Genomic DNA, 14,383 nt, shown 5'->3' with positions numbered 1-14,383 from the left:
AACCGCCGAACCCGGGCACGGGCGTTCCCCGGATCCGTACAACCGGCTCGTCCCCGGTACTTGACCAGGTGTCCGGTCCCGCCCAAGATCCAGCCATGGAACGAGAGCTGCTGTCCCGCACCGTCGACGGCGTGCTGCGCCGCAGCGCCCAGCGCGTCCCCGACCGGATCGCCGTCCGCTACGGCGACCGGACCTGGACGTACGCCGAGCTGGACGCCGCCGTCTCCACCGGGGCGTCGCTGCTGTACGAGGCCGGGCAGCGGACCGGGCTCCAGGAGGGCGACCGGGTCGCGACCTACGCGCACAACTCCGACGCCTGCCTGATCGCGTTCCTCGCCTGCGCCCGCGCCGGTCTCGTCCATGTGCCGGTCAACCACCACCTGACCGGCGACGACCTCGACTACGTCCTCCGTCAGTCGGGCAGCGCGCTGGTCCTCGCCGATCCGGACCTCGTCGGCGAGATCCCCGAGGACATCCCCGTACGGGCCCTGCGGGACACCGCGGACTCCTTCCTCACGGCGCTCGCCGAGCCGGCCGCGTACCAGCCGGAGCGCGACGCCCGCGACCTCGTCCAGCTGCTCTACACCTCGGGCACCACTGCCCTGCCCAAGGGCGCGATGATGACCCACCGCGCCCTGGTGCACGAGTACGCGAGCGCGATCGACGCCCTCGACCTGCACGAGGACGACCGGCCCGTGCACGCGCTGCCGCTCTACCACTCGGCGCAGCTGCACGTCTTCCTGCTGCCGTACCTCGCGGTCGGCGCGGAGAACGTCATCGTCGACGGGCCCGACCCGGCCGTCCTGCTGGATCTCGTCGCCTCCGGGCGCTGCGACAGCCTGTTCGCGCCGCCGACGGTGTGGATCGGTCTCTCCCGGCACCCGGAGTTCGCCACCCGCGATCTGTCGGCGCTGCGCAAGGCGTACTACGGGGCCTCGATCATGCCGGTCCCGGTCCTGGAGCAGCTGCGGGGCCGGCTGCCCGGGCTGCGCTTCTACAACTGCTTCGGCCAGTCGGAGATCGGGCCCCTGGCCACCGTCCTCGGGCCCGACGAGCACGAGGGGCGGATGGACTCCTGCGGGCGGCCGGTGCGCCATGTCGAGGCGAAGGTCGTCGACGAGCAGGGCAGGGAAGTCCCCGACGGCACGACCGGCGAGGTCGTCTACCGCAGCCCGCAACTGTGCGCCGGATACTGGGACAAGCCCGGGGAGACCAGGGAGGCGTTCCGAGGCGGCTGGTTCCGCTCCGGTGACCTCGCCGTCCGGGACGCCGACGGCTACTTCACCATCGTCGACCGGGTCAAGGACGTCATCAACTCCGGTGGCGTCCTGGTCGCCTCCCGTCAGGTCGAGGACGCCCTCTACACCCACCCGGCGGTCGCCGAGACGGCCGTCGTCGGACTGCCCGACGAGCGCTGGATCGAGGCCGTCACCGCCTTCGTCGTCCCGTGCGCCGAGGTCACCGAGGCCGAACTCCTCGCTCACGCGAAGGAGAAGCTCTCCGGCTTCAAGGCCCCGAAGCGGGTGATCCTCCTCGACGCGCTGCCGCGCAACGCGAGCGGCAAGATCCTCAAGCGCGAGCTGCGGGAGCGGTTCGCCGACCGCTGAAGGCGGCTGCGGCGAGTACGACGGTGACACTGATCAGCAGGGCCCAGGCGCCGAACTTCTCCACTCCGACGGGCTGCCAGCCGTGCGTCTGGTACGGGTAGCGCCAGGCACCCACGTATGTGGCGAGATTCTCCGCCAGCCACAGGAAGAAGCCGATCAGTACGAACGACAGCGCCAGCGGCATCCGGTGGCGCACCCCGCGCACCGTGAACCGCACCCAGGTGCGCGCGGTGACCGCGGCCAAGAGCGCTGCGAGCGGCCAGCGCACGTCGGGCAGCCAGTGATGGGTGAAGAAGTTCGCGTAGACGGCGGCGGCCACCAGGGCCGTCGCCCGCGGCCGGTAGCGGACCAGTTCGAGGTCGGCCAGGTGCCAGGCCCGGCAGACGTAGCTGCCGACGGCCGCGTACAGGAACCCGCCGTACAGCGGGACGCCGGCGAACTTCAGCACCGCCGGTTCCGGGTAGCTCCACGAGCCGAGGGACACCTTCACCAGCTCGAAGGCCAGTCCGATGACGTGACAGACGGCGATGACGGCCACGTCCCGGTTGCTCTCCCAGCCGCGCGTCCAGAAGAGCAGGGTGAGCAGGACTCCGTAGACGACGAGCAGGTCGTAGCGGGCCACCGGCAGGTCGGGCAGCAGCGTGGACGCCGCCACTCCCGACAGCAGCGCGATCGCGAAGGCGCAGGCGCGGGTCTGCATCCAGCCGAAACCGAGCAGCTGACGCAGCGGTGAGGACGGGGGGCCGGGAAGGGAGGAGGGAAGGCTCATAATGCCGGCTGGGACGTGCGTTCGAGCGGGGGCGGTTCCCGTACGGCCGGCTGACCGGCCGTACGGATGGCGGGCGGACCGGACCAGGCAGGTCGCGGCCGTACGGGTGTGCTCCGGCGGGGGACTGCCAGGGGCGTGGGGGGCCCTCGGGGCGGGTCAGGCGGCGGGCGGGGGAGTGAAGACCCTCTCAAGGAGTGCGTACAGACAGGCCCGGCCCTCGTCGCCGAGCCGGTCCAGACCCTCCCGGGTGGTGCCCATCCCCGCACGGATCGCGTCGGCGACGCGCTCGCCCTCGGCGGTGAGGACGACGTTCTTGACGCGCCGGTCCGAGACGTCGGCCTCGCGGCGCACGAGGCCGCGCTTCTCCAGCCGGTCGACGATTCCCGTCACATTGGAGGCGTCGCAGGTCATGTGTCCGGCCAGGGCGCGCATCGAGGCGGGGCCCCGGCGCAGCGTGGCCAGGGTCTTGGCCTGGCTCACCGTGAGGTTCTCGCTCGCCGCCGCGACGGTGAAGTCGCCGTAGTAGACGCCGAGGGACACCGAGAGCAGCTCCATGAGCCGGGCCGTGTCGGCGGGCGCGTGCGTGCGGGGAGCTTCTGTCATGGCGCCACTCTACCGGGAGAAACTTGACTACCTCAAATATCAAGTTCTACATTCTTTTATTGCATGAAGTTCTCAAGCATCAAGGTTGTCAAGCAACAGCCATGAGGAGTGCCCCCGTGAGCGTCACCGCGTCCCCCGCCTCCCGTGCGGCCGAGATCCTTTCCCGGCCCGTCGCCCTGAACGGTCTGACCGTCCCGAACCGCATCGCGATGGCGCCGATGACGCGCATGTTCTCCCCCGGTGGTGTGCCCGGCGAGGACGTGCGGTCGTACTACGCCCGCCGCGCCGCCGCCGGCGTGGGCCTGATCGTCACCGAGGGCACCTACATCGGCCACGCGTCGGCCGGGCAGAGCGACCGCGTGCCGCGGTTCCACGGCGAGGAGCAGCTGGCGGGGTGGGCGAAGGTCGCCGAGGACGTGCACTCGGCGGGCGGCACGATCGTGCCGCAGCTGTGGCACATCGGCATGGTGCGCGAGCAGGGCCAGCCCCCGTTCGCCGACGCCCCGGCCATGGGCCCCTCCGGCATCCGGATCGACGGCACCGAGGGCACCGGCAAGGCGATGGCCAGGAGCGACCTGGACGAGGTCATCGGCGCCTTCGCCGAGGCCGCCGCGGCCGCCGAGCGCATCGGTTTCGACGGCGTCGAACTCCACGGCGCCCACGGCTACCTCATCGACCAGTTCCTGTGGGAGGGCACGAACCGCCGCGCCGACGAGTACGGCGGCGACCCCGTGGCCCGTACCCGGTTCGCGGCCGAGATCGTGGCCGCGGTCCGCGCGGCCGTCTCGCCCGCCTTCCCGGTGATCTTCCGTTACTCGCAGTGGAAGCAGGGCGCCTTCGACGCGCGGCTCGCCGGGACGCCGCAGGAGCTGGAGGCGATCCTCGCCCCGCTGGCCGCCGCCGGTGTCGACGCCTTCCACGCCTCCACCCGCCGTCACTGGATCCCCGAGTTCGACGGCTCGGACCTGAACCTCGCGGGCTGGACCAAGAAGCTGACCGGCCGGCCCACGATCACCGTCGGCTCGGTCGGTCTCGACGGCGACTTCATCCACGCCTTCGTGGGCCAGGGCGCGCCGGTCCAGGGGATCGACGACCTTCTCGACCGTCTGGAGCGCGACGAGTTCGACATGGTCGCGGTCGGCCGCGCGCTGCTCCAGGACCCGGAGTGGGCGGCGAAGGTCCTCGCGGGCCGGACCGACGAGCTGAAGCCCTACGACGCGGCGGCGCTGAAGACGCTGAGCTGAGGGACGTACGGGCCGGTGGCCTTCGCACCGTGAGACGGGGCTCCGGCCCGGCGGTGCGTGGGCCGATGGCGCGCGGGGCCGGCCGTCGGCGACGATCCGGGGATCGGCACCGTCCGGCCGGCCCCGGTGCGTTCGGCGGGAAGCGGTCGGACCCCCCGGCCGGCCGGCGGCCTCCCGGGAGGCCGCCGCATTCGGTCTGCCGGGCAGGGGCGCGCGATCAGCCCTTCCCGCGCAGGTCCACGATCCGCTTGATCTTGCCCACGCTCCGCTCGATGGTCTCCGGGTCGACCACCTCCACCGTCACGGAGACACCGATGCCGTCCTTGACCGCCGCGGCGATGGACCGGGCGGCCTCGGCGCGCTGCTCGGGGGTCGCCTCGGGGCGGGCCTCGGCCCGTACGGTCAGGGAGTCGAGGCGGTCCTCGCGGGTCAGTCGGAGCTGAAAGTGCGGGGCGACGGCGGGCGTGCGGAGCACGATCTCCTCGACCGCGGTCGGGAACAGGTTGACCCCGCGCAGGATGATCATGTCGTCGCTGCGGCCGGTCACCTTCTCCATCCGGCGGAAGGTCCGCGCGGTGCCGGGCAGCAGCCGGGTCAGGTCGCGGGTGCGGTACCGGATCACCGGCATCGCCTCCTTGGTCAGGGAGGTGAAGACCAGCTCGCCCTCCTCCCCGTCCGGCAGCACCTCGCCGGTGATCGGGTCCACGATCTCCGGGTAGAAGTGGTCCTCCCAGATGTGCAGACCGTCCTTGGTCTCCACGCACTCCTGCGCCACACCGGGGCCCATCACCTCCGACAGGCCGTAGATGTCGACGGCGTCGATCGCGAAGCGTTCCTCGATCTCCCGGCGCATCTCCTCGGTCCACGGCTCGGCGCCGAAGACCCCGACCTTCAGCGAGGTGCCCCGCGGGTCGACGCCCTGGCGCTCGAACTCGTCGAGCAGGGTGAGCATGTACGAGGGCGTCACCATGATGATCTCGGGCCGCAGATCCGAGATGAGCTGGACCTGGCGGGCGGTCATGCCACCGGAGGCCGGGATGACCGTGCAGCCGAGCCGCTCGGCCCCGTAGTGCGCGCCGAGGCCGCCGGTGAACAGGCCGTAGCCGTACGCAACGTGCACCTTGTGGCCCGGCCGGGCGCCGGCCGCGCGCAGCGAGCGCGCCACCACGTCCGCCCAGGTGTCCAGGTCGCGCTGGGTGTAGCCGACCACCGTGGGGCGCCCGGTCGTACCGCTGGAGGCGTGCAGCCGGCGGATCTCGGACTGGTCGACCGCGAACATCCCGAACGGGTAGTGCTCGCGCAGATCGGACTTGACGGTGAAGGGGAAGCGGGCCAGGTCCGCGAGGGAGCGGCAGTCCTCCGGCCGTACCCCCGCCTGGTCGAAGGACTGCCGGTAGAACGCCACGTTCTCGTAGGCGTGCCGCAGGCTCGCGCGCATCCGCTCCAGCTGGAGCGCCTCCAGCTCGTCGCGTCCGAGCCGCTCGCCCGCGTCCAGCAGGTCACTCATGCGCCACTCCCTCGCCTCACGCGTATTCCACCGGGCCGCCCGTCGTAAAACGGACGACCGATCATTCGGTAGATCCTTTCGGGGTCAGTAAAACCGTCCGCCCGGGGGGTTTGGCAAGAGGTGGGAGCGGGTTTTCTTCTCCCGCGCGCCGACCCGGACGGCCGAGCGCGCGGCGGGTCCGCGGCGGGTCCGGGGTGGGTCCGCGGCGGGTCCGGGGTGGGTCCGGGGTGGGTCCGGGGTGGGTCCGAGGCGAGCCCGGGGTGGGTCCAGTGCGGGCCCGGGGCGGTCGCGCACCCCGCCCCCCGGGCGTTTTGGAACCGGCCGCGCCGAGCCGAGGAGCGGCGAACCGGGCCTTGCCCGGAGCGCGTTGAAGGCCTGGAGGACCGTGCCACCGGACCCGGCGGCGGACTTTGCCGGCCGATCACGCATTCGGGTGCGATCGCCCGCCCGTACGCGCGAACCAGCGCGAACCAGGGAAAGGCAACGGACGAGGGAGCCGCCCGGCTTCCGCCCGCCCCCGGACCCTGGGACCACCATGCTCCACGCGCTCCGCCCCGTCGTCCCCGTCCCCTGCCGCGCCGTGCCCCGCCGCCCCACCGGCCCCGCAGCGTCCCCCACGGTGGTGGCCCGATGACGACGACCGCGACGAGCCCGGGCACCGAGGACGGGCCCCGCGTCCATTTCTGGGCCGTCCCCGACCTCACCGGCCTCGCCTTCGACCCCCTGCTCGCCAGGCTCCTCCACGAGGAGCCGGTCGGCCGCGTCCGGCTGCCGCACGGCGACGGCCACGCCTGGCTCGTCACCCGCTACGAGGACGTCAAGTTCGTCACCACGGACCCCCGGTTCAGCCGGCAGGCCGTCTACGGGCGCTCCGTCACCCGGCTGGCCCCCCACTTCATCCCCATGGAGGACGCCGTCGGCTTCGCCGACCCTCCGGAGCACACCCGGATGCGCCGCGTCGTCGCTCGCGCCTTCTCCGCCCGCGCCCTCGCCGCGCTGCGCGACCACGCCCAGGACGTCATGGACCGGCTGCTCGACCGGCTCGAACGGCACGGGCCGCCCGCCGACCTCATGGAACACGTCAACCGGCCCTTCCCGCTCGCCATGGTCGGCGAACTCATGGGGATCCCCGAGGGCGACCGCCCGCTCATGGCCCGGTGGTCCGACGCCATCGTCTCCGCCGGCGCCAGCCGCGAGGCCTGCGAACGCGCCAAGTCCGAGATGGCCCGCTACTTCACCGAGCTGATCGGCCGCAGCCACGGCACCGGCAAGGAGTTCCTCGCCGCCGTCCTCGCCGACGCCGTCGACGAGGGCTCCCTCGACGAGCGGGAGGCCGTCGGCCTCGCCGTCCTCATCCAGCTCGGCGGCGCCCACTCCGTCCGCAACAACAGCGCCAACATGGTCTACGCGCTCCTCACCCACCCCGGCCATCTGGCCCGGCTGCGCGCCGACCCCGCCCTGCTCCCGGGGGCCGTCGACGAACTGCTGCGCTACATCCCGCACCGCAACGCCGTCGGCCTGTCCCGGATCGCGCTGGAGGACGTCGAGGTCGGCGGTGTCCTCATCCCCGCCGGGGACCCCGTCTACGTCTCGTACCTCACCGCCAACCGCGACCCCGCCGTCTTCGCCGACCCCGACCGGCTCGACTTCGACCGCGGCTACAACCCGCACGTCGCCTTCGGCCACGGCCCGCACTACTGCCCCGGATCCGCCCTCGCCCGCATCGAGTCCGAGATCCTGATCGACACCCTGTGGACCCGCTTTCCCGGCCTGCGGCTCGCCGTCCCCGAGGAGGAGGTCCGCTGGCAGCGCGGAGCCCTCATCCGAGGCCCCGAGACGCTGCCCGTGGTCTGGTGAGAGGAGCAGCCACCCCGTGACCGCCACAGCCATCGGACCGGCCGGCGGCCTGATCGTGCCGCCCGGCCAGGGCAAGACCCTCGTCACCGCCGCCCAGCGCGTCACCTTCAAGGCGACCGGCGAACACACCTCCACCTCCTCGACCTTCGAGGTCGTCGTGCCCCCCGGCTTCGACGTCGGCGCGCACGCCCACGAGCGCAGCGAGGAACTGTTCTACGTCCTGGAGGGCGAGCTCGACGTGCTCGCCTTCGAGCCGCTGGTCCGCACCCGCGACAGCTGGCGCGGCTGGGAATCCGCCGCCGGGCAGCGGGTCGTCCGGGCCGGGGCGGGCACCCTCATCCTCGTCCCGCCCGGCTGCCCGCACGCCTTCGCCAACCCCACCGGCGACCCGGTGCGCATGCTGTTCCAGGCCTCCCCGCCCCCCGACCACGAGCGCTACTTCGAGGAGTTGATGGACATCCTCGCGTCCGGAGGCCCGCCCGACCACGCCGCCATCGAGGCGCTGCGCCTGCGCTACGACATCCAGCAGATCACCCCGCTCCGGCACGACGACCGGCCCTGGCCGGAGGAGAACGGAACGCGGCTCGACGCGGGAGCGTGACGGGACGGCACACGGCGGCGTACGGCATTCGGCGGCATACGGCATACGGCGGCGCACGGTACGGCGCACCGCCCGCGCCCCGGAACCCGAGGTCGCACCGGGTCCCCGGCCCCGCCCGGCGGCCGAAATGCGGTGGCGCGGGCGCCCCGACGGATGCTGGGGTGAGGCCATGGATTCCCTGGACCTCACCACCCTCCGTGATCTGTACGACCGTCAGCTCCGCCTCGGCGCCCGCCCGGACGGCCCCGGTGCGCGCGTCGAACGCGACGGCCCCGTCGTCCGGCAGACCGGACCCGCCCACGGCTGGAACGGCGTCCTGTGGTCCGGGCTCGGCCCGGACGACGCCGACGCCGCCATCGCCGCGCAGATCCGGCACTACGCCTCCGCCGGCCACCGCACCTTCGAATGGAAGGCGTACGGCCACGACCGCCCCGCCGATCTCCCCGCGCGTCTGGAGGCCGCCGGATTCACGGCGGAGGACCGGGAGACCCTGATGGTCGCGGAAGCGGCCGCCTTGTCCGTCCCCGGGGAGCTGCCCGAGGGCGTCGAACTGCGCGAGGTCACCGACGCGGCCGGCGTGGCGCTGCTGGTCCGTGTGCGCGAGCAGGCGTTCGGCACGGACGGCTCGGACCTCGGCCGACGGCTGATCGACCAACTCGCCGACGCGCCCGACAGCTTCGCGGCCGTCGTAGCCCTCCACGACGGCGAACCCGTCAGCGCCGCCCGTCTGGAACTCCCGCCGGACAGCGACTTCGCCGGTCTGTGCGGGGGAGGCACCGTCGAGGCGTGGCGAGGCCGAGGCATCTACCGCGCCCTGGTCGCCCATCGGGCCCGGGTCGCCGCCGCGCGCGGCTACCGCTATCTCCAGGTGGACGCCCGGGACACCAGCCGCCCGATCCTGCGGCGCCTCGGCTTCGAGGCCCTGACCACGACCACCCCGTACATCCACGAGGCCGGCGCCGGGGTCTGAGCCCCGGGGCGATCGACCGGGGCAAGGTGATGGGGCGACGGGTAGTCAGCGGGCCCAGTGCGCGGGGCGCGTGAAGCCCTCCGGCAGCCGGGTCGCCGCGTCGCCGCGGGCCGCGTTCAGCTGCGGCTGGGTGAGGAACAGGGCCCCGGTCAGGTCCGCTCCCGACAGATCGGCGTCCCTCAGGTCCGCGCCGATCATGTCGGCCAGCGACAGATCCGCCCCGGTCAGGTCCGCCGCGATCAGCAGCGCCCCGCGCAGGTCGGCGCCGCGCAGCTTCGCCCCGCGCAGCCGGGCCCCGATCAGATCGGCGCCCCGCCGGCTCTTCGGCTTGCCGCCGGCCGCCGCCCGCACCAGGGCGCTGCTCTTCAGGAGCAGCGGATTGATCTCCGCTCGCACCGGGCCCACGTCCAGTGTTTCCAACTCGGCCGCCGAGGCGTCGGTCAGCCGCCCCACCCGGGCCAGCGCCCGGTCGAGTTCGCCGTGCAGGGGGCGGGTGGCGTCGAGGGACCGGGCCTCGGAGAGATAGTGGAGCAGCTCGTGCAGCTGACGCATCACCGGAAATACCTCGTACATTCGCCGTGCCGTGTCCGGGGCCTCGCGCCACGACACCCCGCCGAAGGTCACCTGCGAGACCTTCTGTCCGGCGCCGAAGCAGTCGTACACCGTGCAGCCGGAGAAGCCGCGCTCGCGCAGCCCGGTGTGGATCCCGCAGCGGAAGTCGTCCTGAAGGTTGCGGCACGGGTCGCCGGCGGACTTGTCCACCGCGAAGCCGCTCGACTTGGCGAAGGGGAGGGCCACACAGCACAGGCCGAAACAGCGGGCGCAGTCGCCGAGCAACTCGTCGTGGTGCGGTGCTGCCTGACGGTTCTCCGACACGGTGAAACGATTCCTTCGCTGGCGGGTACGGGGAGCGCCCACCGTACCCCGGCCACCGGAAACCCATTGCCCTGCCCGCCCCGCGCGTACATGATCGGCGGCATGCCTCATTTCACGACGTACGACGGGACCCGACTCGCCTACCGTGTACAGGGGGAGGGCGGCGAGCCGCTGATCGTGCTGCCCGGCGGCCCCATGCGGGACCAGGCGTATCTCGGTGACCTCGGGGGCCTTGCCGCCCACCGTTCACTCGTCGTGCTCGACCCGCGCGGCACCGGGGACAGCGCGGTCCCCGCCGATCCGGGCGGCTACCGCTGCGACCGGCAGGTCGCCGACATCGAGGCCCTGCGCGCCCACTTGGGCCTCGCGCGGATCGATCTGCTCGGCCACTCCGGCAGCGCCAACCTCGCCACCCTGTATGCCGCCGCGCACCCCGGCCGGATCCGGTCGCTGGTGCTGGTCACGCCCGGCGGCCGGGCCGTCGGCGTCGAGGTGACGGACGAGGAGTGGGACAAGGCCGCCGAGGTCTTCGCGGACCAGCCCTGGTACGTCGGCGCGCGTGCCGCTCTGGACGCACTCGACCCCGGCGCCCCGGTGCGTGAGGCCGCTCCGCTTGTCATGCCCTTCGCGTACGGACGGTGGGACGAGGCCGCCCGGGCGCACGCGGACGCGGTGGTGGAACAGACCAGTTGGGAGGCGGCCGAGGCGTTCTACGGGCCGGGCGCCTTCGACCCCGCCGCGACCCGGGCGGCGCTGCGGGAACTCGACGCGCCGGTCCTCGTCCTCGCGGGTGAGTACGACGGCGGCCCTACCCCGGCCATGGCCGCTCGGATCGCCGACTGCTTCCCGCGCGCCGAACTCGTCGTGCAGAGCGGGGCGGGGCACTTCCCGTGGGTCGACGACGCCGGCGCCTTCCGCCGCTCCGTCGCCGCCTTCCTCGAACCCGGGGTCCGCACGGTCACGGTGGACGGGGTACGGCTCGCCTACCGGGTCACCGGCCCCGAGGGCGCGCCGCCGGTGGTGCTGGTGCACGGGCGAGGCGAGGACGGCGCCACCTGGGACACGATGGCGACGGCGCTCGCGGCGGACCGCCGGGTGTACGCGCTCGACCTGCGCGGTCACGGGCTGAGCGACCATCCCGGACAGTACGGATTCGAATTGTTCCGTGACGAGTTGGGAGGCTTCCTGAAGGCCCTCGGACTGGCCGGAGCCACGGTCGTGGGCCACTCGATGGGCGGCGCGGCCGCGTATCTGCTCGCGCAGCGCGAGCCGGACCTGATCGGCCGGCTCGTCCTGGAGGACGCCGCCGTCTTCTTCCCCCTCGACCCGCCGCGCGGCCCGGCCCTGCCGCCCGAGGAGCCGCCCGGCTTCGACTGGGCGATCGTCGCGGCGGTCGACGCCGAGCTGAACGCACCCGAACCGGCCTGGCTCGACGAGCTGTCCGCCATCACCGCGCCGACGCTCGTCGTCGGCGGCGGGTCGGGCAGTCATCTGCCCCAGGAGCAACTTGCCTGGATGGCCCGGCGGATCCCCGGCGCCCGGCATGTGACGATCGAGGCCGGACATCTGATCCACACGGAGCGGCCGGATGAATTCCTGCTCCTGATAAGGGAGTTCGGAGTCTGAGAATCGATCTCGTGGGCGGCGTCCGCCCGGCGTCCGTCCGGTGACCGGCCTGGTCAGACCCTGTCGCTGTCGCTGTCGCTGTCGCTGTCGCTGTCGCTGTCGCCGTCGCCGTCGCCGGTGCCCTCGGCCACCGACCGCGCCCAGCGGTAGTCCGCCTTGCCCGTGGGGGAGCGCCGGATCGGATCGGCCAGGACGAGCCGGCGCGGCACCTTGTACCCGGCGAGCCGGGTCCGGCAGTGCGTCTGCACGGCCTCCAGGTCCAACGGCTTCGCTCCGTCGCGGAGTTGGACGACGGCTGCCACCCGGCTGCCCCAGACCGGGTCGGGCACTCCGGCGACGAGCGCGTCGTACACGTCCGGGTGGGCCTTGAGCGCCTGCTCGACCTCTTCCGGATAGACCTTCTCGCCGCCGGTGTTGATGCACTGCGAGCCGCGCCCGAGGACGGTGACGATGCCGTCCTCGCCGACGGTCGCCATGTCGCCGAGCAGCACCCAGCGTTCGCCGTCGCGCCGGAAGAAGGTCTCGGCCGTCTTCGCCGGGTCGTTGTAGTAGCCGAGCGGCACATGACCGTGCTGCGCGAGCCGGCCGGGGGCACCCGGGGCCGACAGCTCCAGGGTCGCCGGATCAACCACCCGGGTGCGGGAGTTGACGTGCAGCCGGAAGCCATTCGCCGGGCCCGAGTCGTCGGTCGCCCGGCCGTTGGAGCCGGACTCGGACGAACCGAAGTTGTTCAGCAGCAGGACGTTCGGCATCAGGGCGCGCAGCTCCTCGCGCACGGTGTCCGACATGATCGCGCCCGAGGAGGACAGGGCGAACAGCGACGACAGATCGGTGTCCCGCGACGGCCCCCGCAGCGCGTCGACCAGCGGGCGCAGCATGGCGTCGCCGACCAGCGACACACTGGACACCTTCTCCTTCTCGATGGTGCGCAGCACCTCCTCGGGGACGTACTTGCGGTGGAGCGCCACCCGCTGCCCGCAGTCGAGGGCGATGAACGCGGTGAGCGTGGAGGTGCCGTGCATCAGCGGGGGAACGGGGAAGAAGGTGAGTCCCGCACCGCCCGCGGCGACACGCTCCGCCAGTTCCTCCGGACGGGTGATGGGCGTGCCGCCCGGATCACCGCCGAACAAACCGGCGAAGAACAAGTCCTCCTGACGCCATATCACCCCCTTCGGCATGCCCGTGGTGCCGCCGGTGTAGATGATGAACAGGTCGTCGGCCGAACGCGGGGCGAAGCCGCGCTCCGGGGAGCCGGACGCCTCGGCCTCCTCGAACTCCACACAGCGCGGCGGTGCGGCCGGACGCCCGGCGCCCGGTGCCCCGGCCCGCACCAGATGCCGCAGGGTGCCCGCGCGCGGCGCGGCGGTCGCGACCCGGTCGGTGAACTCGGCGTCGAAGACCAGCGCGGCCAGATCGGCGTCCCGGTAGAGATAGGCCAGCTCGTCCTCGACGTACCGGTAGTTGACGTTGACGGGAACGACCCGCGCCTTCAGGCAGGCAAGCACCGTCTGGAGGTACTCGACCCCGTTGTACAACTGGATTCCGACGTGCTCGCCGGGGCGGATGCCCGCGCCGGTCAGGTGGTGGGCGATCCGGTTGGCGGCGGCGTCGAGTTCCGCGTAGGTGAGCCGGCGCTCGGCCCCGGTCCCCGGATGGTCGACGTACACCAGCGCCTCACGGTCCCAGACCGCGTCGACGACCGATTCGAAAAGGTCGGCAAGGTTGTACTCCACCGTTCCTCCTGATCGTGTGGCCCGCCACGGACTCGGCGGCCATCAGAGCACCGATGGGGGGAGGGTGGAAGGGATCGTACAGAAGAATCTGACGAAGAGTCAGGAAACCCTTGAAGTGCCCGCGGGTCTCCTGCACCCTGTTCCGGACACGCCAGACGGGAGACCCCGATGAGCGGCACCGAACACCTCACCGTACGGCGCGAAGGCGCCACCCTCGTGCTCACCCTCGACCGGCCCGAGGCCAGGAACGCGCTCTCGCCGCCGATGCTGGTCGGCCTGTACGACGGCTGGCTCGCCGCCGACGCCGACGACTCCGTCCGCTCCGTCGTCCTCACCGGCGCGGGCGGCGCCTTCTGCGCGGGCATGGACCTCAAGGCGCTCGCCGGCACCGGCGCGGCGGGACGGACCCAGCAGCGGTACCGCGACCGGATGGCCGCCGACCCCGACCTCCACTGGAAGGCCATGCTGCGCCATCACCGCCCCCGCAAACCCGTGATCGCGGCGGTCGAGGGCCCCTGCGTCGCCGGCGGCACCGAGATCCTCCAGGGCACCGACATCCGGGTCGCCGGCGCCTCCGCCACCTTCGGCCTGTACGAGGTCCGCCGCGGCCTGTTCCCCATCGGCGGATCCACCGTCCGGCTGCCCCGCCAGATCCCCCGCACCCACGCCCTCGAAATGCTCCTCACCGGCCGGCCGTACTCGGCCGGGGAAGCCGCCCGCATCGGCCTCGTCGGCCGGGTCGTCCCCGACGGCCGGGCCCTCGATACGGCCCTGGAGATCGCCGACCGGATCAACGCCTGCGGCCCGCTCGCCGTCGAAGCCGTCAAGGCGTCCGTCTACGAGACCGCCGGCATGACGGAGGAGGACGGTCTCGCCGCCGAACTGGCGCGCGGCCGGCCCCTGTTCGCGACCGACGACGCGAAGGAGGGAGCCCGCGCCTTCGCGGAGAAACGCGCCCCGGTCTACCACCGCCGGTGAGCCGTGCCGCCG

Annotated in this window: 12 protein-coding genes; 7 read left to right on the top strand and 5 right to left on the bottom strand. The window is 72.8% G+C overall.

The features are described 5' to 3' along the window. Nucleotides 1-95: 95 nt before the first annotated feature. Complete coding sequence (locus ACGFRB_RS03680) at nt 96-1,607, top strand: fatty acyl-CoA synthetase (RefSeq protein WP_393238507.1); 1,512 nt, start codon at nt 96-98, stop codon at nt 1,605-1,607. Here the strand turns inward: ACGFRB_RS03680 and ACGFRB_RS03675 are convergent. Together ACGFRB_RS03675 and ACGFRB_RS03670 are read right to left on the bottom strand one after the other, a co-directional pair. Continuing rightward, the gene (locus tag ACGFRB_RS03675) at nt 1,570-2,376 is read right to left on the bottom strand and encodes a DUF817 domain-containing protein (RefSeq protein ID WP_393238504.1); all 807 of its coding nucleotides are present in this window, start codon (nt 2,374-2,376) and stop codon (nt 1,570-1,572) included. The two genes, ACGFRB_RS03680 and ACGFRB_RS03675, sit on opposite strands and share 38 nt — an antisense overlap. Before the next feature lie 156 nt (nt 2,377-2,532). After that, a complete protein-coding gene (locus ACGFRB_RS03670; RefSeq protein WP_393238501.1) occupies nt 2,533-2,979 on the bottom strand; it encodes a MarR family winged helix-turn-helix transcriptional regulator in 447 nt (148 codons plus the stop codon). Nucleotides 2,980-3,095: 116 nt separating this feature from the next. On the opposite strand from ACGFRB_RS03670, the gene ACGFRB_RS03665 reads away from it, so the two are divergent. Beyond that, nucleotides 3,096-4,223, top strand: coding sequence for an NADH:flavin oxidoreductase (locus ACGFRB_RS03665; protein ID WP_393238498.1), 1,128 nt, complete (start codon nt 3,096-3,098; stop codon nt 4,221-4,223). Between the two features lie 217 nt (nt 4,224-4,440). On the opposite strand, the gene paaK is transcribed toward ACGFRB_RS03665, so the two are convergent. Beyond that, a complete protein-coding gene (paaK, locus tag ACGFRB_RS03660; protein ID WP_363008086.1) occupies nt 4,441-5,730 on the bottom strand; it encodes a phenylacetate--CoA ligase PaaK in 1,290 nt (429 codons plus the stop codon). A gap of 630 nt (nt 5,731-6,360) precedes the next feature. On the opposite strand from paaK, the gene ACGFRB_RS03655 reads away from it, so the two are divergent. From ACGFRB_RS03655 to ACGFRB_RS03645, 3 genes are all read left to right on the top strand, one after another. After that, nucleotides 6,361-7,587 (top strand): cytochrome P450, encoded by a 1,227-nt coding sequence (locus ACGFRB_RS03655; protein WP_393238494.1) that lies wholly within the window; start codon nt 6,361-6,363, stop codon nt 7,585-7,587. 16 nt (nt 7,588-7,603) lie between these two features. Beyond that, entirely contained in the window at nt 7,604-8,188 is a 585-nt protein-coding gene (locus ACGFRB_RS03650; protein ID WP_363008090.1) for a cupin domain-containing protein, read from the top strand. A gap of 178 nt (nt 8,189-8,366) precedes the next feature. Then, a complete protein-coding gene (locus ACGFRB_RS03645; RefSeq protein ID WP_393239421.1) occupies nt 8,367-9,158 on the top strand; it encodes a GNAT family N-acetyltransferase in 792 nt (263 codons plus the stop codon). Nucleotides 9,159-9,203: 45 nt separating this feature from the next. Here the strand turns inward: ACGFRB_RS03645 and ACGFRB_RS03640 are convergent, their stop codons facing one another. Next, nucleotides 9,204-10,034: a pentapeptide repeat-containing protein gene (locus ACGFRB_RS03640; RefSeq protein ID WP_393238491.1), complete on the bottom strand. Its 831-nt coding sequence runs from the start codon at nt 10,032-10,034 to the stop codon at nt 9,204-9,206. Between the two features lie 102 nt (nt 10,035-10,136). Between ACGFRB_RS03640 and ACGFRB_RS03635 the strand changes: the two genes are divergently transcribed. Continuing rightward, on the top strand, nt 10,137-11,660 hold the full coding sequence (locus tag ACGFRB_RS03635) for an alpha/beta fold hydrolase (RefSeq protein ID WP_393238488.1): 1,524 nt from the start codon (nt 10,137-10,139) through the stop codon (nt 11,658-11,660). 53 nt (nt 11,661-11,713) lie between these two features. Here ACGFRB_RS03635 and ACGFRB_RS03630 read toward each other — a convergent pair whose 3' ends face one another. Further along, complete coding sequence (locus ACGFRB_RS03630; RefSeq protein WP_393238485.1) at nt 11,714-13,393, bottom strand: acyl-CoA synthetase; 1,680 nt, start codon at nt 13,391-13,393, stop codon at nt 11,714-11,716. 168 nt (nt 13,394-13,561) lie between these two features. On the opposite strand from ACGFRB_RS03630, the gene ACGFRB_RS03625 reads away from it, so the two are divergent. After that, nucleotides 13,562-14,371, top strand: a complete 810-nt coding sequence (locus tag ACGFRB_RS03625; RefSeq protein WP_393238482.1) for a crotonase/enoyl-CoA hydratase family protein — start codon at nt 13,562-13,564, stop codon at nt 14,369-14,371. Nucleotides 14,372-14,383 lie beyond the last annotated feature (12 nt).

Origin of the sequence: Streptomyces sp. NPDC048718 (assembly GCF_043198875.1) — a bacterium.
Lineage (GTDB): Bacteria > Actinomycetota > Actinomycetes > Streptomycetales > Streptomycetaceae > Streptomyces.
This window is presented reverse-complemented; position numbering and strand designations above follow the sequence as displayed.